Here is a 17,369-nt window from a genome sequence, read left to right on the forward strand (position 1 = left end):
CTTTTTATCATACTTCCATAATGATAGGTAGTATCATTGGACGGCGTTTTGTTTTTTCATATAAGAACGGAGCAAGTGTATCTGTAATTTCATTTTTAATCTCAGACCATTGTGTTGTTTTTCTTTCCATCACTTTATTTAAATGTTTAGCGATTAAGGATTGTGCATCATTGATAAGGTCTCCAGATTCTCTCATGTATACAAATCCTCTGGAAATTAAGTCTGGGCCAGCAGAAATCTTAAACTCTTTCATGTTAATACTAACAACAACCACAACTAGTCCTTCTTCTGATAGAATGCGGCGGTCACGTAGAACAATATTTCCTATATCGCCAATACCATTACCATCGATATACACATTACCTGATGGGATTTTCCCTGCAACTTGAGCAGTCTGATCACTGAGGGCTAGCACATCACCATTGTCCATGATGAAAATATCTTCTTCATTCACACCACAATCTATAGCTAGGCCAGCGTGCATTTTTTGCATGCGATATTCACCGTGTATCGGCATGAAGAACTTTGGTTTAATTAATCTTAACATAAGCTTTTGCTCTTCTTGTCCACCATGTCCTGATGTGTGAATATTATTTAATTTACCATAAATCACTTCGGCACCAGCGCGTGAGAGACGATCAATTGTTCTACTTACACTAATCGTATTACCAGGTATTGGTGAAGAAGAAAAGACAACAGTATCACCAGGGTGAATCTGTATTTGGCGATGTGTACCATTTGCGATTCTTGAAAGTGCTGCCATCGGTTCGCCTTGACTTCCCGTACAAAGGATAGTGACTTGGTTAGCAGGTAGACGATTAATTTGCTGTGCATCAATAAATGTATCTTTTGGTGCAGTAATATAACCAAGCTCTTGACCAATATTAATTGCAGCTTCCATACTTCTTCCGAACACTGCGACCTTTCTTCCGTTCCTTACAGCTGCTTCTGTTACTTGCTGAAGACGATGAATGTTCGAAGCAAAGGTAGCAAAGATAATTCTACCCTCTACTTTACGGAAAATATCTTGAATGCTATCTCCGACTTTTCTTTCAGACATCGTAAATTCAGGAATTTCACTATTTGTACTATCTGAAAGTAAGCAAAGGACACCTTCTTTACCAATCTCAGCGATTTTAGTTAAATTAGCAGGTTCGCCAACTGGCGTAAAATCAAATTTAAAGTCTCCAGTATGAACGACTTGACCTGGAGGAGTTTTTACAACAATCCCATAAGAATCAGGGATACTATGCGTTGTTCTAAAGAATGTCACAGAAGTTTTTCTAAATTTAATGATATCATCTTCCTGAATCTCATATAACTTCGTCTGTCTTAGTAAACCATGTTCTTCAAGCTTATTTTTTAATAAGCCTAGTGCTAGTTTTCCACCATAAATGGGGATATTTATCGTTTTTAATAAATACGGAATCCCGCCGATATGGTCTTCGTGTCCGTGCGTAATAAACAAACCTTTAATCTTGTCTTCATTCTTCTGTAAATAAGTGTAATCAGGAATAACATAGTCAATCCCTAATAATTCATCTTCCGGAAATTTAATTCCCGCATCAATTAGGATAATCTCATCTTGGAATTGTACTGCATACGTATTTTTTCCGATCTCTCCAAGACCACCAAGAGCGAATACAGCAGTCTGGTCATTTTTAACAAATTTCATAAATTATTCAATCTCCAATACTTTAAAATCTTGATGGTCTTGCTCATAAGCTAAGTAGTCACCTTCAACTGCTGTAACAAACTCAATATTGATTGGACGCGTTTTTAGTTTAGTTCGGACGTCCCTTTCATTTTTACCTTCTACATACACGGTTTTTGTGTGCTCACGTACAGGCACTTCTTTCGCGGACTCTTGATAGTAAACTTTAAATAACATAGGGTATCTCTCCTTATTCCGTAGTCTTTATCTATATTTTTAAAAAGTAACATGAGATATAGGATAAGAGATCGTCACATGTAAGTATATTAAGGAAAAAAGACTGCTCATACATTGACTAATTATTTATTTTTAGTATGGTTACCTACCAAGGTAACAAAGACCTTTTTTAAGGAATCAATGTTTAGCATTACTTACTCGACTTTACATCGTATGTTTAAATAATTTATAGACTAAGCCAAATAGTTGTCTTATATACTTAACATCGTTGGATTTCTTAACACAATCTTATGTATTTACTTAGTTAAAGCGTTAATTGTATAATAAAATTAAATCAGTCTAGAGGCTTTCATCATCATGCCCATTCTTATTTATGTCTAAAACAGTGACTTTTTATTTTACGAATTGCTATTTCATTTCTGAAGTCATGTATGTAATTAAGTGTATTGATTATAAATTTACAATAATGAAGGAGCCCTTCGCAAGTTTGAAGGGCTCAAAATCCGTTTTCACTACTATTTGTCATACTTTAAACACTCTTCGATTCAATTCCCTTAATCCTATTGTATACGATATGTCTGTAAAGTAAAGCCTTCGGTTAGAGTTTTAGTAAAAAATGTTATTGACTGTAGTTGTTTGACATATTAAACAAGAAGGTTATAAGGTTTTAGTGGTGGAAATCGTAATAAACCGAAATCATTTATCATGTAGGTAGAAAAAGGAGTTATAAAATGAAAATTGTATTTTTTGATATAGACGGGACTTTGCTCAATAAAGAAAATGTTATACCTGATTCAACGAAAAAAGCGGTCAAGCAGTTACAGGAAAATGGCATTTATGTAGCGATTGCTACAGGAAGAGCTCCATTTATGTTTAAGCATATTAGAGAGCAATTAGATATTGAGTCTTTTGTTAGTTTTAACGGTCAATATGTTGTTTTTGAAGGAAACGTCATCTATAAAAACCCATTAAATAAGGTCCAGTTAAGACAATTAGAGAAACATACACATAAAAATGGTCATCCGATGGTTTATTTAAATGAAGAGACAATGAAGTCATCTGTTTCTCATCACCCATATATTCAAGAAAGTATGGATAGCCTAGATTTTCCACACCCTGAAGAAGATGCTATTTTCTATGAAAAGAAAGAGATTTATCAGGCACTTGTTTTCTGTAAACATGAGGATGAAAGCCTATATTTAGATGGTTATGACGAGTTTGGCTTTGTAAGATGGCATCGTGTATCTACTGACGTTGTCCCAACTGGAGGTACAAAAGCAGAAGGGATAAAAGAGATGATTAAGAGACTAAACATCAGTATGGAAGATGTATACGCTTTTGGTGATGGTTTAAATGATATTGAAATGCTTGAGGCCAGTGGTGTCGGTGTTGCTATGGGAAACGCTTTTCCAGAAGTTAAAAAAGTCGCAAATATGGTGACAGAACATGTAGATGAAGATGGGATATGGAAGGGTTTAAGAAGGCTGGAATTAATATAACGAAAGACCTGGGTAAAGATTAAAATGGAGGGGAGTAATCATACTCTCCTCCATAACTCGAGTACTTTACATTCTTTCTATCGCAATAGCATTTTCAATCGGTTTGAAAGGGTCTTGTTGATTTATATGGTCATAGAACATCACACCGTTTAAATGATCAATTTCATGTTGAAAACAAATAGCAGGTAAGCCTTTTAATCTTATTTTAACTTCCTCATTGTCAATGTTATACCCTTTAACTGTAACTCGTGCATACCTTGGAACAAACCCTTCAATCGCCTCATCCACTGAAAGACAGCCTTCACCAGCTGTTAAATATGCCTTCTCAACTGAATGGCTAATAATTTTGGGGTTGAAGAGTGCGTAACTGATTAAGTTGTTTTTTTCATCCGAACAATGAACGGCAATCATTCTTTTTGATACATTTATCTGTGGAGCTGCTAACCCTATTCCTGGCCTTAATCCATATTGCTCCGCAATGACAGGGTTTTGACTATTTTGTACATACATCATCAAATCGTTTAATAGTTTCTTGTCCTCTAAAGAAGCTGGTAAAATAACATCTTCGGCTACTTTCCTTAACACAGGATGACCATCCCGGACAATATCATTCATCGTTAACAAAATCTCAACACTCCTTGAAAAGGTAAATATTATGTTTTTGTATTTTTTAAGATTTATTGAAAAGTTTTAGTGAAATAAGGATGTCTTATGTTCCCTATCTTTTCAATTGAAAAGGTAATGAAATAAGTTTACCAAACAAAATTGAAAAAGTTAATCTAATCATTGACTTATTCTGTATGTAAAGGTGTAGATAGGATCTACACCCTCCTAATACTAGTTCCAAAGAGCTGCCCCTACGATAATCAATAAAATAAAGAGAACGATAATTAAAGCAAATCCGCTTCCACCACAACCGTTTCCACAACCAGCATTACCGTATCCATATCCATACATATGTTTATACCTCCAGCATTTTTCATTTTCATCCTTAGCGGACGATTAGTATAGGCTATGACCATGAGAAGCAAATTGTATGGGCCAGCGCCTAAAGCATAGTTCAAAATAACAAGAATATATATAGTACTAGTTAATAATTGTAAAATGTTTAAAGTATCGATATAGTAGAAGTGATAAACGACAAATTTTTTTATAATTAGACAAGTTTATGCAAAGAGAGATACATAATGGTCTAGACAAATTTATGTGGAGGGATAGGATGTATAAGAAAGTAAAACTCATTGGACTAACAATGGTCGCAAGTATCATATTCCTAGGTGGTTGTAGTCAAAGTCCAAAAGAAGAGATGCTCAATACGTTAGAGGAAGTTGCGCAAGCTGAACAAGAATTCAAAAATCAACAGGAGCCTCTTGTAGAAATTGAGAAAAAAGAAAAAGAAATTTATGATCAAATCATTGCTTTAAGTATGAAAGAATTCGATCAAATTAAAGAACTATCAAATGAGGCGATTGAACTTGTTAATGAACGACAAGAATTAATGAAAAACGAAGAAGGTAGCATTAAAGCTTCGCAAAAAGAGTTCGAAAAAACGGAGAAGCAAATAAATAAAATAGAAGATGAAGATTTAAAAAAGTCAGCTGATGAATTATACGATGTTATGATGCAGCGTTATGATGTACACAGTGAATTATATAATCATTATATGAATTCAACTGAAATGGACATCGAATTGTATGAGCTATTTAAGAAAGAAGATGTTACATTAGAACAGCTTGAAACCCAAATTGAGAAAATTAATCAATCATATGAGAAGATTGTAGAAAATAATGAAACATTTAATGAGAAAACGAAAGAATATAATGATAAGAAGCTTGCGTTTTATAAAGATGCTGGTATAGAAATGGAAGAGAAAAAAGAATAGTATACGTTAAAAGAGTATATGTAACGAGCAAATTCAATAATATGGATTTGCTCGTTGTTTGTTTATATAATTATTTTCCTTAAAAAAGTGATCTTTTGATTAATAAAACTTAAAAGTTACAATCTGTTTTTTGTGAGGGAGATCAATATGTGCTCAAAGATTTTGGTAGAGTTTATTCAGACTAGTATACTGGAAAGTTTCGAAAAAGCGGATTATAAAATAATGAAAATAGTCTAATTATATCTCTTTTTATGAATATTACCTTTATTATAACAGATGGATAAAACCTCTCTTTTATATAGTACAGATTAAGACAGTTAAAGTTTTAAATTTTCATTTATTATTATTTGAAATGATTTAAAACCAAAAAAATAAAGGTTTTCACAATTGACGAATGAAAAACCTTATATTAAAATAAATGCAAACGAAGAAAAGTGTGTCATTCATTTTTGTGATACAACTAGTACAGTTTGAAGAAAAGAAGTTATAATAATAAAGACGTTTTTTTTGTTGGTATTTGTGGAAAACTATACTATGTGTTGTCATCAGACAAATATAAACGTGATATTCTCCATTTGATAATCAATTAAGCGTTTTTAAAATAAGAAAGGGTGACTTTTTATGGCTTCAAAAACGAAAAAGGCTAGTTTAGATGTAAAGAAGCAACTTGAAAAAGTAGAAGATCAATTTGAAACACTGCAAATTTTAGATGAAGAAGGTAAAGTTGTTAATGAATCAGCAATGCCAGATCTAAAAGATGAGCAATTACAAGAACTAATGAAACGGATGGTGTACACACGTATTCTTGACCAACGTTCCATTTCTTTAAATAGACAAGGTAGACTGGGCTTTTATGCACCAACTGCTGGACAAGAAGCATCTCAACTGGCTTCACAATTTGCTTTAGAGAAAGAAGATTTTATTTTACCTGGATATAGAGATGTCCCTCAAATCATTTGGCATGGCCTTCCGCTTGCTCAAGCATTCTTATGGTCTAGAGGTCATTTTGAAGGTGGAAACATCCCAGAGGACGTCCATGTGATTGCACCACAAATTATTATTGGTGCACAATACATTCAAACTGCAGGAGTAGCATTAGGAATTAAGAAACGTGGCGAAAAGAAAGTAGCGATTACTTATACTGGTGATGGTGGAGCTTCACAAGGTGATTTCTATGAAGGAATTAACTTTGCTGGTGCCTTCAAAGCACCTGCTATTTTCATTGTTCAAAACAATCGCTTTGCCATTTCAACACCTGTAGAGAAGCAATCTGCTGCTAAAACAATTGCACAAAAAGCGGTTGCTGCAGGAATTCCTGGTATTCAAGTTGATGGTATGGATGCTCTAGCTGTTTATGCTGCTGTTAGTGAAGCACGTGAGCGCGCTATTAATGGAGAAGGACCAACATTAATTGAGACATTAACTTATCGTTACGGTCCTCACACAATGGCTGGCGATGACCCGACGCGTTACAGAACAAGTGATCTTGATAATGAATGGGAAAAGAAAGATCCACTTGTTCGCTTCCGTAAATTCCTAGAAGGCAAGAAGTTATGGAATGAAGATATGGAAAACGAGGTCATTGAAAAAGCAAAAGAAGATATAAAAGTGGCTATTAAAGAAGCTGATAGCACACCAAAACAAAAAGTAACTGACTTAATTAATATTATGTATGAAGAAATGCCTTATCACCTTAAAGAACAATATGAAATTTATAAAGAGAAGGAGTCGAAGTAAGCCATGGCGCAAATGACAATGATCCAAGCAATCACTGATGCACTTCGTACAGAACTTAAGAATGACCCGAATGTATTAGTATTTGGAGAAGACGTAGGCGTAAACGGTGGAGTGTTCCGTGCTACTGAAGGTCTTCAAAAAGAATTCGGCGAAGAGCGTGTGTTTGATACACCATTAGCGGAATCTGGAATTGGCGGTCTTGCAGTCGGACTTGGTTTACAAGGCTATCGCCCAGTTCCTGAAATTCAATTCTTTGGATTTGTTTATGAAGTAATGGATAGTATTTCCGGACAGCTTGCTCGTATGCGCTATCGTTCTGGAGGAAGATATAATGCCCCTGTTACTATTCGTTCACCATTTGGAGGCGGTGTACACACACCAGAAATGCATGCTGATAGTTTAGAAGGATTGATGGCTCAACAACCCGGTTTAAAGGTCGTTATTCCTTCTTCTCCATATGATGCAAAAGGTCTTTTAATTTCTGCGATTCGAGATAATGATCCTGTCATCTTCTTGGAGCATATGAAATTATATCGTTCATTCCGCCAAGAAGTACCTGAAGAAGAATATACAATTCCACTAGGTAAAGCTGAAGTGAAACGTGAAGGTAATGACATTTCAATTATTACTTATGGTGCAATGGTTCATGAAGCTTTAAAGGCGGCTGACGAATTAGAAAAAGAAGGACATTCAGCAGAAGTGATTGACCTTCGAACAGTTAGCCCAATTGATATTGAAACAATTATTTCTTCAGTTGAGAAAACAAACAGAGCAATTGTTGTGCAAGAAGCACAAAAACAAGCTGGTGTTGCAGCAAATGTTGTGGCTGAAATTAACGACCGTGCGATTCTTAGCTTAGAGGCACCTGTATTACGTGTAGCAGCACCTGATACTGTGTTTGCTTTTCCACAAGCGGAAACAGTATGGTTGCCGAACTATAAAGACATTATTCAAACTGCAAAAAAAGTAATTGAATTTTAAATAAAATAGGGAACGTGACCCCTAATTTCTTTAATAACTATGATACAATAGGATGGTGAATTTAATTGGCATTTCAATTTAGATTGCCTGATATCGGTGAAGGTATCCATGAAGGCGAAATCGTCAAATGGTTTGTAAAAGCTGGTGATGAAGTTCAAGAAGATGATGTTCTTTGTGAAGTTCAAAATGATAAAGCGGTAGTTGAAATACCTTCTCCTGTAAAAGGGAAAGTAGAAGAGATTCACGTAGAAGAAGGTAGCGTAGCCACTGTTGGACAAGTACTTATTAGCTTCGATGCACCTGGTTATGAAGACTTAAAGTTTAAAGGTGACCATGAAGAAGAAGAGTCTGAGGAAAAGAAAGAAACAGAATCTCAAGTTCAAGGAACTGCTGAAGAAGGAGAAAGTGTAGAAAAAGAGAAAACAGCTCCTAAAGATGAAGACAAAAAAGAAGGAAAAGTCATCTCTGAAACAAACACTGATTCTAATCAGCGTGTTATTGCTATGCCTTCAGTACGTAAATACGCAAGAGAAAAAGGTGTAGATATTCAACAAGTAAGCGGTAGCGGAAAAAATGGACGTGTGGTAAAAGAGGATATTAATCTATTCTTAGAAGGTGGAAATGAGCAACAAGCTGACACTGAGCCTCAACAACAAGACGCTTCGGTTGAAAGTAAGGAAGAGGAGAAATCCCAAACTCAGTCTATTCCTGAAGGAAGCTATCCTGAAACACGTGAAAAAATGAGTGGTATTCGAAAAGCGATTGCTAAAGCAATGGTTAAGACGAAGCAAACGGCTCCACATGTGACATTAATGGACGAAATCGATGTAACAAAATTAGTTGCTCATCGTAAGAAGTTCAAAGAAGTTGCCGCAGAAAAAGGAATTAAATTAACCTTCTTACCTTATGTAGTAAAAGCATTAACAAGTGCATTACGTGAATATCCAGTCCTTAACACTTCTCTAGATGAAGAAGCGGGAGAAATCGTTCACAAGCATTATTACAATATTGGTATCGCTGCTGATACTGATAGAGGGTTACTTGTACCAGTGGTTAAAGATGCTGACCGTAAATCCATATTCACTACGTCAAATGAGATAAATGAATTAGCTACAAAAGCAAGAGATGGAAAACTTTCAGGAAGCGAAATGAAAGGTGCTTCTTGTACGATAACAAATATCGGCTCTGCTGGTGGTCAATGGTTTACACCACTTATTAACCAACCAGAAGTAGCTATTTTAGGTATCGGTCGAATTGCTGAAAAAGCAATCGTCAAAGATGGAGAAATTATCGCAGCACCAGTTCTAGCATTATCATTGAGCTTTGATCACCGCATCATCGATGGCGCTACTGCTCAAAATGCACTAAATCACATCAAGCGTTTACTAAATGACCCAGAATTATTGCTAATGGAGGCGTAAGAAATGGTAGTAGGAGATTTCCCAATTGAAACAGATACTATAGTAATTGGTTCAGGTCCAGGAGGATATGTGGCAGCCATTCGTGCCGCACAAACAGGACAAAAAGTAACAATCGTAGAAAGAGGTGAAGTAGGGGGCGTATGCTTAAACGTTGGATGTATTCCATCTAAAGCATTGATCTCTGCTGGTCACCGTTATGAAACGGCTAAAGAATCAGAATCAATTGGTATTACAGCTGAAAACGTAAAAGTTGATTTCTCTAAAGTCCAAGAATTTAAAGCTGGCGTAGTGAAAAAGTTAGTAGGCGGTATTCAAGGCTTACTTAAAGGGAACAAAATTGACATTGTTAAAGGTGAAGCGTATTTTGTCGATGCCAACACGTTACGTGTAATGGATGACAATTCCGCACAAACATACACTTTCAAAAATGCGATTATTGCAACTGGTTCAAGACCAATTGAACTACCAGCATTTAAATATTCTAAACGTGTATTAAATTCTACAGGGGCGCTAGCGCTTGAGGAAATTCCAGAAAAAATCGCTGTTATTGGCGGCGGTGTAATTGGTGTCGAGCTTGGTGGTGCATACGCAAGCTTTGGTTCTCAAGTAACTATTCTAGAAGGTGCAGATGATATTCTTCTAGGTTTTGAGAAACAAATGACAACACTTGTGAAAAAGAACTTAAAGAAAAAAGGTGCAGAAATTATTACTAAAGCATCTGCAAAGTCAGTTGAAGAAACTGAAAATGGTGTAAAAGTAACTTATGAAGTAAAAGGTAAAGAAGAAGTTTTAGAAGCTGATTACTTATTTGTTATGGTTGGTCGTCGTCCTAACACAGATGAACTTGGCCTTGAGCAAGTAGGTGTGAAAATGACTGATAAAGGCGTCATTGAAGTTGACAAACAATGTCGTACAAATGTAAATAGCATTTTTGCTATTGGTGATGTTGTGGCTGGACCTCAACTAGCACATAAAGCTTCGTATGAAGGTAAAATTGCTGCTGAGGCAATTGCTGGTGAACCGTCTGAAATTGACTATCTTGGCATTCCTGCTGTTGTATTCTCAGAACCTGAACTTGCAACTGTAGGCTATTCAGAAGCCCAAGCAAAAGAGGAAGGTCTTGAGTATACAGCTGCTAAGTTCCCATTTGCTGCAAATGGTCGTGCATTGGCTCTTGATAGCACAGATGGTTATGTGAAGTTAATTACGCGTAAAGAAGATGGATTAGTAATCGGTGCGCAAATCGCTGGTGCAAATGCATCTGATATGATTGCTGAGCTCGGATTAGCAATTGAAGCGGGAATGACTGCAGAAGATCTTGCGATGACTATTCATGCTCATCCAACTTTAGGTGAGATTACAATGGAAGCAGCTGAGGTTGCTCTAGGTACACCTATTCATATTGTAAAATAATTATTTTACAAATAGCTGTTTATATGATGAACTGCACCACAAATGTTTGCTACATTTGCTGGTGCAGTTTTTTTGCATAAAAGTGGCTGTTTAAGATAAAATTCCCGGAATGCAAAAAAAATTCAGATTATTGATAAGAGTGACTTATGTTATTTTTCATAATGTAGGATAACCCAGATCTCACAACGACTAAAATTCTACATGAAATTAGCACTTTTTTCACTTAATTGGAAATAATACGGAAGTTTTTGGTATATGTTGTATGGTACAATGGAAATATCGTTCTGTTCGCATGCATACAATGATAGAAATAAAAGTGCAAATTTTCAGGACGGTGAGGGTATGAGGCTATATACGGTCGTTATTTTACAGTTAATCATATGGAGTGGTTATACATTTGTTGAATGGTTATCAAGATATGACAAATTAAGTATGAAGGTCATCATCCTGCTTATATTTGTTTATTTTGCTATGGTATTGGGTAATCATTTATTACATTCAAAAATGAGAACAGTATTAGCTACTTCTATCAGTATTACCGTATATTTATTTTTCTATTTCATTATGTTCTACATAGATGATCTAATAAGATAACTTTTAACAAAAGAATTACTTGAGAGGAATGAATGTGATGAAGAACAGTTTTTTCGTTTTATTACTTAGTCTTGTTTTAGTTGTTACAGCATGTGGTAATGAAGAAAAAGAAACAACGAATGAGCCAAAAGGCGATGAAGCGATAGAAGAAACAGAGCATGAGGAAGAAACGGCACAAGAAGAAGAAAAGGATGAAGAAGTAACTGAAGAGAAAGAAGATTTGGCAGAAGTTGATGTCCAACCATCATATATCGTTAATGAAAAAACATGGAAGGTTGAGCCGATAAAAGATGCTAATGATAAAGTTGTATTGTTAACGATTGATGATGCACCGGACAAGTATGCATTGGAAATGGCAAAAACATTAAGGGAAAAAAATGTGCCTGCTATTTTTTTTGTCAATGGTCATTTCCTGCAAAGTGAAGAAGGTAAAAAGACATTGAAAGAAATAGCTGATTTAGGTTTCCAGATTGGTAACCATACATATCACCATGAGAACTTAACGGAGATTTCAGAAGATAAGCAAAGAGAGGAAATCATTTCTTTAAATGATTTAGTCGAGGAGATCATTGGAAGTAGACCACAGTTTTTCAGAGCTCCGTTTGGGGCGAATACAGACACTAGCTTGAGAATTGCTAAAGAAGAGAAAATGATACCAATGAATTGGACTTTTGGGTATGATTGGGAAGTAGATTACCAGTCAAAAGATGCATTAGAAAAGATCATGGTAGAGAACCCTTATTTGAGTAATGGAGCTATTCTATTAACACATGATCGTTCATGGACCAATGAAGCATTGAAAGGAATTATTAATGGCATACAAGAGAAGGGCTATGAGTTTCTAGATCCAAACAAAATACAAAAAGAAAAAGAGGCAGCTTAAGGCTGATCCTCTTTTTCTTTTCTTGTTGCCCGCCCATTAATAAATCGTGAAGTAATGGAGTAGATTGAGAAGAATAATAGAAAGTAGCTTAAAATATTTAAAAGAAATGGAACCCATTGGATACTCGTCTCAGCGTCAAGGGGTGAGGTGAATTCTATTACTTTCGGGTAGGATGATGTATCGTCTGAAACGGTTACGCTCTGTTTGGCATATGGAAATGGCCCCCCAAACAAAAATGATTGTTCTAATGGTTCTGGTACATCTTCGAGATATTTACTAAAAATAAAAGGCGAGATGAATGTGAAAATAAGTGCAATGATTAAAGTAATTATGACTGGTTTTCGCATGAAGATTATAACCCCTCTAGCTGAAGTATTTTTTTCATTGTAGTTTTCTTTTGTAGTAGTACATGACTCGTCCATTGAATAGATGAAGCTCGGCTTGTAGTTTTTTAGCGAGAAATTTGCAATATTCATTTGCTTTTCCTTTATCGCCGAACGTCGCTACTTCAGGCAATGTAAAGCAAATATTTGTTTGAATCCTCGGTGTATCATCATTATCCATTATTTTTTCTTTTTGAATAGAAATAAGGATGGCACGATATCTTTCATTTTCAGAATAGAGAGTAATTTGTTCCCCTTGTTTCTCATTAGAATCAATGATCTCATATGGGAAAGCAGCTTGACTATAGGCCCAATCCACCTGATTTCCAGTTTTCGCAGTGATGTCTTTATAATATTGGAAATAACCTCTTAGTTCAGTTGTTGTAATTGTGTCAATCTTGGATGCAGGCACTAGCTTAATCGATGCATATGCATTCATTTAAAAAAGCCTCCATTCAAAAATCCTTAGGGTATACACTATATCTATTCTATCACCAGTGAAATATATGTGACAATGAAAATGTTGCATAGAGATCAAAGATAAATTATAATAATATTCAAATTATTTAAAGGAGGGTGGATATGAAGTTTTTAAATCAAATGTATGATGATTTAGAGGATGTACATGCCAGATTTGTTGGCTTTTCTTCTTCTATTACTCGCTACGATTTTGCCATTTTTGCGGTCCCTTTCTTTACAAAACCCCTTGTGGTTTGCTTGCAGACGAGTTGTTCTACTCTCCTCGATATAAAAGATCTTGATGATCGCCATTACCTCCAAAAAGCTTTTCAAATTGAAAGTAATGAACAAACAGCTGAACTTATTCAATTTTTTAAGCTTGAATTAAATAAGTAAGGTTGTAGATAAATCAAGGTTAATAAGGTACAAGAAATCAGTTAATGTGCTGATTTCTTTTTCTTTTGTGTGATTTAGTATGTCTTATTTTATCGTTATTAGTTAAAAAAAAGGGCTTGATAAGTTAAATAGTATGTATTATTATAATATATATGATGAAAACGATTACAATGAATGATGAAAGGATGGATAAAGAATGGGTACCATCGTTTGTCAAATATGTGACGAAACTATTGAAGTTTTTGAAGATGAAAAGGTGACAGTTTTATACGGTCAATGTGGATGTAAAAACGAGCATAGCAAGATGCACATTGAAGAATAGATGATATATTAAACTATTAATCTTTATAATAAACAGAGTGCAAATGCCATAGATTAAATCTATGGCATTTTTTATTGGGTTCTTATCATAATAATTTTCCATAAAAAATGCGAATCAAATATGTCATTTGATTCGCAATAGAAATGTGAAACTAAGCCAATTATCATTTTATCTCGAGTTTTATTTTATCGCTTTATGTTCTTTAATTACTCGAATATATTTAAAATCATAATCTTCTGGTCCCTGGACTGGCAGTCCGGCTTCCATATTTGTTTTGATATAGTTAAGGTTTTCCTTTGTAATAATCTCCCCAGGAGTAAAGATAGGAATACCTGGTGGGTATACCATAATGAATTCAGCAATAATTCTACCTTCTGATTCATCAAAAGGAACAAGTTCACTATCAGCATAAAATGCATCTCTAGGAGATAGTGCTAATAATGGAATATTGGGTAATAACACTTGCGGGTTTACTTTCGCTGCTTTCCCGTGTCTTTCTTTAGATAGCTCTTTCAAGGCATGAATAAGCTTATCTGCATCAGTTCTATCATCACCAGCTGTGATGATACAGAGAATATTATATAGGTCAGATAATTCAACTTCGATATTGTAATGCTCTCTTAACCATACTTCTACATCAAACCCACTTATACCTAAATCTTTCACAGATATGATTAATTTTGTAGGGTCGTAATTAAAGGTTGCATTTGTACCAAGAATTTCTCTTCCTACACAATAAATATGTTCAATTTCGTTTAATTCTTTCCTCATATATTGAGCAAGCTCAATAGTTTCCTCGATAATTGCTCTTCCTTCAGTGGCTAAACGTTTTCTAGCAACATCTAATGAGGCAAGAAGTAAATAAGAGGTAGAGGTAGTTGTTAGCATGCTAAGTATGGACTGTACCCTTTTTGCTGACACTCTCGTACCCTTTAAGTTAAGAATGGAGCTTTGTGTCATAGAACCACCTAGCTTATGGACGCTCGTAGCAGCTAAATCTGCACCAGCTTGCATGGCAGACAATGGAAGCTCATCATGAAAATGAATATGAACACCATGTGCTTCATCTACTAATACAGGAATATCGTACGAATGGGCCAAATCAACAACTTCCTTTAAGTCACAGGCAATACCAAAATAAGTAGGGTTAATAACAAGTAACCCTTTGGCATCTGGATGTTGTTCTAACGCTTTCTCAACAGCATCAGTTGTAATACCGTGTGAGATACCTAACTCTTTATCAACGACAGGGTGGATAAAGATAGGGGTTGCGCCAGCAAAGATAATGGCAGACATGACAGATTTGTGCACATTTCTTGGTACGATAATTTTTTCTCCAGGACCACAAACAGCCATAACCATCGTCATAATAGCACCACTCGTACCTTGTACGGAAAAGAACGTATGGTCAGCACCAAAGGCTTCAGCTGCTAAGTCTTGTGCTTCTTTTATGATGCCTGATGGGCGATGCAGGTCATCTAGTGGACCTATATTTATCAAGTCAATAGAAAGTGCATTTTCTCCAATGAAATTTCTGAAATCAGGATCCATCCCTCTTCCTTTTTTATGTCCAGGAATATGAAATTGAATCGGTTCGCGTTTTGCGTGGGAGAGAAGTCCATTAAATAATGGTGTTTCTGTTTGAGACAATTAAATTCACACCTCTTTAAACAATCAATTTTGCAAACAAACAAGTGAATTATAGCATTTATCCTTCCTCCTGCATAGAAAGATAAACAAAAATTTTTATTGCGCTAACTTTGCACTCCATTCGTTAGGATAGATAGTTAACACTCCATCATCTTTATAGGATTCAATTATCCGTATGAAATGATTCATTTGAGTGGATTCTTCCCATACTAAGATATATGCATATCCACTAAATAAACTTGTCTATGTTTTTTTAGATTCTAAAATTTAGCATATGCTTGCTCTTCTTCGTTAACTCCCGTACAATCAGCATGTAATCTAAGTGAGAGGTGTTTATATGGAGTATCAATATCCAATGGAAAGCGATTGGTCAACAGAAGAAATTATAGATGCGATTGCTTTTTTTCAAGCAGTCGAAAAAGCTTACGAAAAAGGTATTCAACGTGAAGATTTCATGGCTGCTTATCGTCGTTTTAAAGAAATCGTACCGGGCAAAGCACAAGAGAGAAACCTTTGTAATGATTTTGAAGAAATAAGTGGGTATTCTTCTTATCGCACGGTTCAAATGGCAAAAAAAGCAGATGAGAGTAGTAAAATTAAAATGTAATAAGAAAAAGCAGTAAGAGACGGTTTGAACCAGTCTTCACTGCTTTTTTCTTTTTATAAAATGATTAAACTTTACAGAGGTTTATTACAATTTATAGAGGGGTATAACTTTTTTAAAAACACTCTCTGTGTAAGTAATAAATTCAGAAGCAGAAAGTTTAATTGCTTCTTCTTTTGTCATATTTATACCACAGAGTAACTCTGCTTTTTTGACATTCTGTAGTCGAACAAACATGTTTTCTAGCTCATCCTTTGTAAGGTCGCTATGTTTGATCACTTCTGGTTTCGTGTGATCTAATGACCAAACGAAGTCTTGTGGGATATCATCATAGATTTTATCTATTTTGGTTTGCAATTTTTCAGCAATCTCAACTTTATTCGGTGCTTCATAAATAATGGCAAACCAGACAAATACATGCGTTTCCCACAGACCAATCTGAAAGTGAGGAAGCATCTTATAGCCTCTTGTATTATTGGCGAAAGCGACCCAAGTATCATTTGGTGGATTTTTTGTCCTTCTCGCATGCTTAGCCACATGAGGAATCATTTCATCACCTGTTTCTGCAGAGAGAAAAGGGGAAAATGTTTCTCCAAGTGCTTCAAGTTTGGGTCTTACTGTTGCAATTAAGGCTTCCATTCTTTCTTCTAAACCATCAATTGTAAAAACATCGAAATCTTCTTTCTTAAATCCATTAAATGTCATATGTAAACACTCCTTAAACCGTTTTACTATGTCGCATATTGTAGCATAAAACCGGGAGAGAGAACCAATTTTGTACACCAAAATAATAATCAATTGGGTAAAATCATCTTCTTCATAGGTAAACGTACAATTTTGTTGCACTGTGAAAAGAAGCTTCATATGATAAAAGTAAAAATAATCAGAAAACTTTTCTTGTGAAATTACTAAAACGAAAAGGGGTGCACTGTCTAATGAAGCAGCTAATTAATTCAATCAAAATGGCTACATTTGAAAAAGAAAGAACGGCAGTATTGCGATTAGAGATGGATTATGAGTTAGCAACACTTTTTGAAGCTTTAGAACTGAAAGATGAAGAGGAAGTAAAATCTACAAAGAAAAAGCTTGAAAAAATCAGACAGGAACTTCTCAAGCTTAATGCATTTTAAGTTGTGATGAATAAAGATGTTAAAGCGAACTTAACAGCAAGCAGTTAAGTTCGCTTATTGCTTTTTAAAGCTGTTCACTTGAAGTATTGCTATTTTTTCGATAAGCTAATGGTATTTTATACCG

At 35.2% G+C, this 17,369-nt stretch carries 20 protein-coding genes; 12 read left to right on the top strand and 8 right to left on the bottom strand.

The window, feature by feature from the left end; translation table 11 throughout:
* Nucleotides 1-7: 7 nt before the first annotated feature.
* Together rnjA and MKX78_RS09245 are read right to left on the bottom strand one after the other, a co-directional pair.
* The gene (gene rnjA, locus MKX78_RS09240; protein WP_307314671.1) at nucleotides 8-1,675 is read right to left on the bottom strand and encodes a ribonuclease J1; all 1,668 of its coding nucleotides are present in this window, start codon (nucleotides 1,673-1,675) and stop codon (nucleotides 8-10) included.
* Between the two features lie 3 nt (nucleotides 1,676-1,678).
* Nucleotides 1,679-1,891, bottom strand: a complete 213-nt coding sequence (locus MKX78_RS09245) for a DNA-dependent RNA polymerase subunit epsilon (RefSeq protein WP_095369686.1) — start codon at nucleotides 1,889-1,891, stop codon at nucleotides 1,679-1,681.
* A gap of 731 nt (nucleotides 1,892-2,622) precedes the next feature.
* Here MKX78_RS09245 and MKX78_RS09250 point away from each other — a divergent pair.
* Entirely contained in the window at nucleotides 2,623-3,390 is a 768-nt protein-coding gene (locus MKX78_RS09250) for a Cof-type HAD-IIB family hydrolase (protein WP_307314667.1), read from the top strand.
* A 66-nt stretch (nucleotides 3,391-3,456) separates the two neighbouring features.
* On the opposite strand, the gene def is transcribed toward MKX78_RS09250, so the two are convergent.
* Both def and MKX78_RS09260 read right to left on the bottom strand, forming a co-directional pair.
* On the bottom strand, nucleotides 3,457-4,014 hold the full coding sequence (def, locus tag MKX78_RS09255) for a peptide deformylase (protein WP_307314666.1): 558 nt from the start codon (nucleotides 4,012-4,014) through the stop codon (nucleotides 3,457-3,459).
* 213 nt (nucleotides 4,015-4,227) lie between these two features.
* Nucleotides 4,228-4,347, bottom strand: a complete 120-nt coding sequence (locus MKX78_RS09260) for a YjcZ family sporulation protein (protein ID WP_095369683.1) — start codon at nucleotides 4,345-4,347, stop codon at nucleotides 4,228-4,230.
* Nucleotides 4,348-4,609: 262 nt separating this feature from the next.
* On the opposite strand from MKX78_RS09260, the gene MKX78_RS09265 reads away from it, so the two are divergent.
* From MKX78_RS09265 to MKX78_RS09295, 7 genes are all read left to right on the top strand, one after another.
* Nucleotides 4,610-5,272 (top strand): YkyA family protein, encoded by a 663-nt coding sequence (locus MKX78_RS09265; protein WP_095369682.1) that lies wholly within the window; start codon nucleotides 4,610-4,612, stop codon nucleotides 5,270-5,272.
* Nucleotides 5,273-5,893: 621 nt separating this feature from the next.
* Nucleotides 5,894-7,009: a pyruvate dehydrogenase (acetyl-transferring) E1 component subunit alpha gene (gene pdhA / locus MKX78_RS09270; protein ID WP_095369681.1), complete on the top strand. Its 1,116-nt coding sequence runs from the start codon at nucleotides 5,894-5,896 to the stop codon at nucleotides 7,007-7,009.
* A 3-nt stretch (nucleotides 7,010-7,012) separates the two neighbouring features.
* The gene (locus tag MKX78_RS09275) at nucleotides 7,013-7,990 is read left to right on the top strand and encodes an alpha-ketoacid dehydrogenase subunit beta (protein WP_095369680.1); all 978 of its coding nucleotides are present in this window, start codon (nucleotides 7,013-7,015) and stop codon (nucleotides 7,988-7,990) included.
* A 65-nt stretch (nucleotides 7,991-8,055) separates the two neighbouring features.
* Complete coding sequence (locus MKX78_RS09280) at nucleotides 8,056-9,411, top strand: dihydrolipoamide acetyltransferase family protein (protein WP_095369679.1); 1,356 nt, start codon at nucleotides 8,056-8,058, stop codon at nucleotides 9,409-9,411.
* A gap of 3 nt (nucleotides 9,412-9,414) precedes the next feature.
* Nucleotides 9,415-10,824: a dihydrolipoyl dehydrogenase gene (lpdA, locus tag MKX78_RS09285; RefSeq protein WP_307314658.1), complete on the top strand. Its 1,410-nt coding sequence runs from the start codon at nucleotides 9,415-9,417 to the stop codon at nucleotides 10,822-10,824.
* A 342-nt stretch (nucleotides 10,825-11,166) separates the two neighbouring features.
* Nucleotides 11,167-11,418: a hypothetical protein gene (locus MKX78_RS09290; RefSeq protein WP_307314655.1), complete on the top strand. Its 252-nt coding sequence runs from the start codon at nucleotides 11,167-11,169 to the stop codon at nucleotides 11,416-11,418.
* Between the two features lie 37 nt (nucleotides 11,419-11,455).
* Nucleotides 11,456-12,301, top strand: a complete 846-nt coding sequence (locus tag MKX78_RS09295; RefSeq protein ID WP_307314653.1) for a polysaccharide deacetylase family protein — start codon at nucleotides 11,456-11,458, stop codon at nucleotides 12,299-12,301.
* Here the strand turns inward: MKX78_RS09295 and MKX78_RS09300 are convergent.
* Together MKX78_RS09300 and MKX78_RS09305 are read right to left on the bottom strand one after the other, a co-directional pair.
* Nucleotides 12,298-12,648, bottom strand: a complete 351-nt coding sequence (locus MKX78_RS09300) for a hypothetical protein (protein ID WP_095369676.1) — start codon at nucleotides 12,646-12,648, stop codon at nucleotides 12,298-12,300. The two genes, MKX78_RS09295 and MKX78_RS09300, sit on opposite strands and share 4 nt — an antisense overlap.
* Before the next feature lie 34 nt (nucleotides 12,649-12,682).
* A complete protein-coding gene (locus tag MKX78_RS09305; protein WP_307314650.1) occupies nucleotides 12,683-13,123 on the bottom strand; it encodes a DUF1885 family protein in 441 nt (146 codons plus the stop codon).
* A 143-nt stretch (nucleotides 13,124-13,266) separates the two neighbouring features.
* On the opposite strand from MKX78_RS09305, the gene MKX78_RS09310 reads away from it, so the two are divergent.
* Nucleotides 13,267-13,539, top strand: a complete 273-nt coding sequence (locus tag MKX78_RS09310) for an SAV0927 family protein (protein ID WP_095369675.1) — start codon at nucleotides 13,267-13,269, stop codon at nucleotides 13,537-13,539.
* A 196-nt stretch (nucleotides 13,540-13,735) separates the two neighbouring features.
* Nucleotides 13,736-13,861, top strand: coding sequence for a GapA-binding peptide SR1P (locus MKX78_RS09315; RefSeq protein WP_095369674.1), 126 nt, complete (start codon nucleotides 13,736-13,738; stop codon nucleotides 13,859-13,861).
* Nucleotides 13,862-14,041: 180 nt separating this feature from the next.
* Here the strand turns inward: MKX78_RS09315 and MKX78_RS09320 are convergent, their stop codons facing one another.
* Entirely contained in the window at nucleotides 14,042-15,511 is a 1,470-nt protein-coding gene (locus tag MKX78_RS09320) for an aminotransferase class I/II-fold pyridoxal phosphate-dependent enzyme (protein ID WP_095369673.1), read from the bottom strand.
* 337 nt (nucleotides 15,512-15,848) lie between these two features.
* Here MKX78_RS09320 and MKX78_RS09325 point away from each other — a divergent pair, with 337 nt between their 5' ends.
* On the top strand, nucleotides 15,849-16,118 hold the full coding sequence (locus tag MKX78_RS09325; protein ID WP_095369672.1) for a UPF0223 family protein: 270 nt from the start codon (nucleotides 15,849-15,851) through the stop codon (nucleotides 16,116-16,118).
* Between the two features lie 84 nt (nucleotides 16,119-16,202).
* On the opposite strand, the gene MKX78_RS09330 is transcribed toward MKX78_RS09325, so the two are convergent.
* Complete coding sequence (locus MKX78_RS09330; RefSeq protein ID WP_307314644.1) at nucleotides 16,203-16,820, bottom strand: YktB family protein; 618 nt, start codon at nucleotides 16,818-16,820, stop codon at nucleotides 16,203-16,205.
* A 230-nt stretch (nucleotides 16,821-17,050) separates the two neighbouring features.
* Here MKX78_RS09330 and MKX78_RS09335 point away from each other — a divergent pair, with 230 nt between their 5' ends.
* Entirely contained in the window at nucleotides 17,051-17,245 is a 195-nt protein-coding gene (locus tag MKX78_RS09335; RefSeq protein WP_095369670.1) for a hypothetical protein, read from the top strand.
* The last annotated feature ends 124 nt before the right edge of the window (nucleotides 17,246-17,369 follow it).

It is taken from the genome of Cytobacillus sp. FSL R5-0569 (assembly GCF_038007265.1).
Lineage (GTDB): Bacteria > Bacillota > Bacilli > Bacillales > Cytobacillaceae > Cytobacillus > Cytobacillus kochii.

Bases quoted from the DNA above. Each gene is read 5' to 3' on its own strand.
- rnjA (WP_307314671.1), bottom strand. From the start codon at position 1,675: ATGAAATTTGTTAAAAATGACCAGACTGCTGTATTCGCTCTTGGTGGT.
- MKX78_RS09245 (WP_095369686.1), bottom strand. From the start codon at position 1,891: ATGTTATTTAAAGTTTACTATCAAGAGTCCGCGAAAGAAGTGCCTGTA.
- MKX78_RS09250 (WP_307314667.1), top strand. From the start codon at position 2,623: ATGAAAATTGTATTTTTTGATATAGACGGGACTTTGCTCAATAAAGAA.
- MKX78_RS09260 (WP_095369683.1), bottom strand. From the start codon at position 4,347: ATGTATGGATATGGATACGGTAATGCTGGTTGTGGAAACGGTTGTGGT.
- MKX78_RS09265 (WP_095369682.1), top strand. From the start codon at position 4,610: ATGTATAAGAAAGTAAAACTCATTGGACTAACAATGGTCGCAAGTATC.
- pdhA (WP_095369681.1), top strand. From the start codon at position 5,894: ATGGCTTCAAAAACGAAAAAGGCTAGTTTAGATGTAAAGAAGCAACTT.
- MKX78_RS09275 (WP_095369680.1), top strand. From the start codon at position 7,013: ATGGCGCAAATGACAATGATCCAAGCAATCACTGATGCACTTCGTACA.
- lpdA (WP_307314658.1), top strand. From the start codon at position 9,415: ATGGTAGTAGGAGATTTCCCAATTGAAACAGATACTATAGTAATTGGT.
- MKX78_RS09290 (WP_307314655.1), top strand. From the start codon at position 11,167: ATGAGGCTATATACGGTCGTTATTTTACAGTTAATCATATGGAGTGGT.
- MKX78_RS09295 (WP_307314653.1), top strand. From the start codon at position 11,456: ATGAAGAACAGTTTTTTCGTTTTATTACTTAGTCTTGTTTTAGTTGTT.
- MKX78_RS09300 (WP_095369676.1), bottom strand. From the start codon at position 12,648: ATGCGAAAACCAGTCATAATTACTTTAATCATTGCACTTATTTTCACA.
- MKX78_RS09305 (WP_307314650.1), bottom strand. From the start codon at position 13,123: ATGAATGCATATGCATCGATTAAGCTAGTGCCTGCATCCAAGATTGAC.
- MKX78_RS09310 (WP_095369675.1), top strand. From the start codon at position 13,267: ATGAAGTTTTTAAATCAAATGTATGATGATTTAGAGGATGTACATGCC.
- MKX78_RS09315 (WP_095369674.1), top strand. From the start codon at position 13,736: ATGGGTACCATCGTTTGTCAAATATGTGACGAAACTATTGAAGTTTTT.
- MKX78_RS09325 (WP_095369672.1), top strand. From the start codon at position 15,849: ATGGAGTATCAATATCCAATGGAAAGCGATTGGTCAACAGAAGAAATT.
- MKX78_RS09330 (WP_307314644.1), bottom strand. From the start codon at position 16,820: ATGACATTTAATGGATTTAAGAAAGAAGATTTCGATGTTTTTACAATT.
- MKX78_RS09335 (WP_095369670.1), top strand. From the start codon at position 17,051: ATGAAGCAGCTAATTAATTCAATCAAAATGGCTACATTTGAAAAAGAA.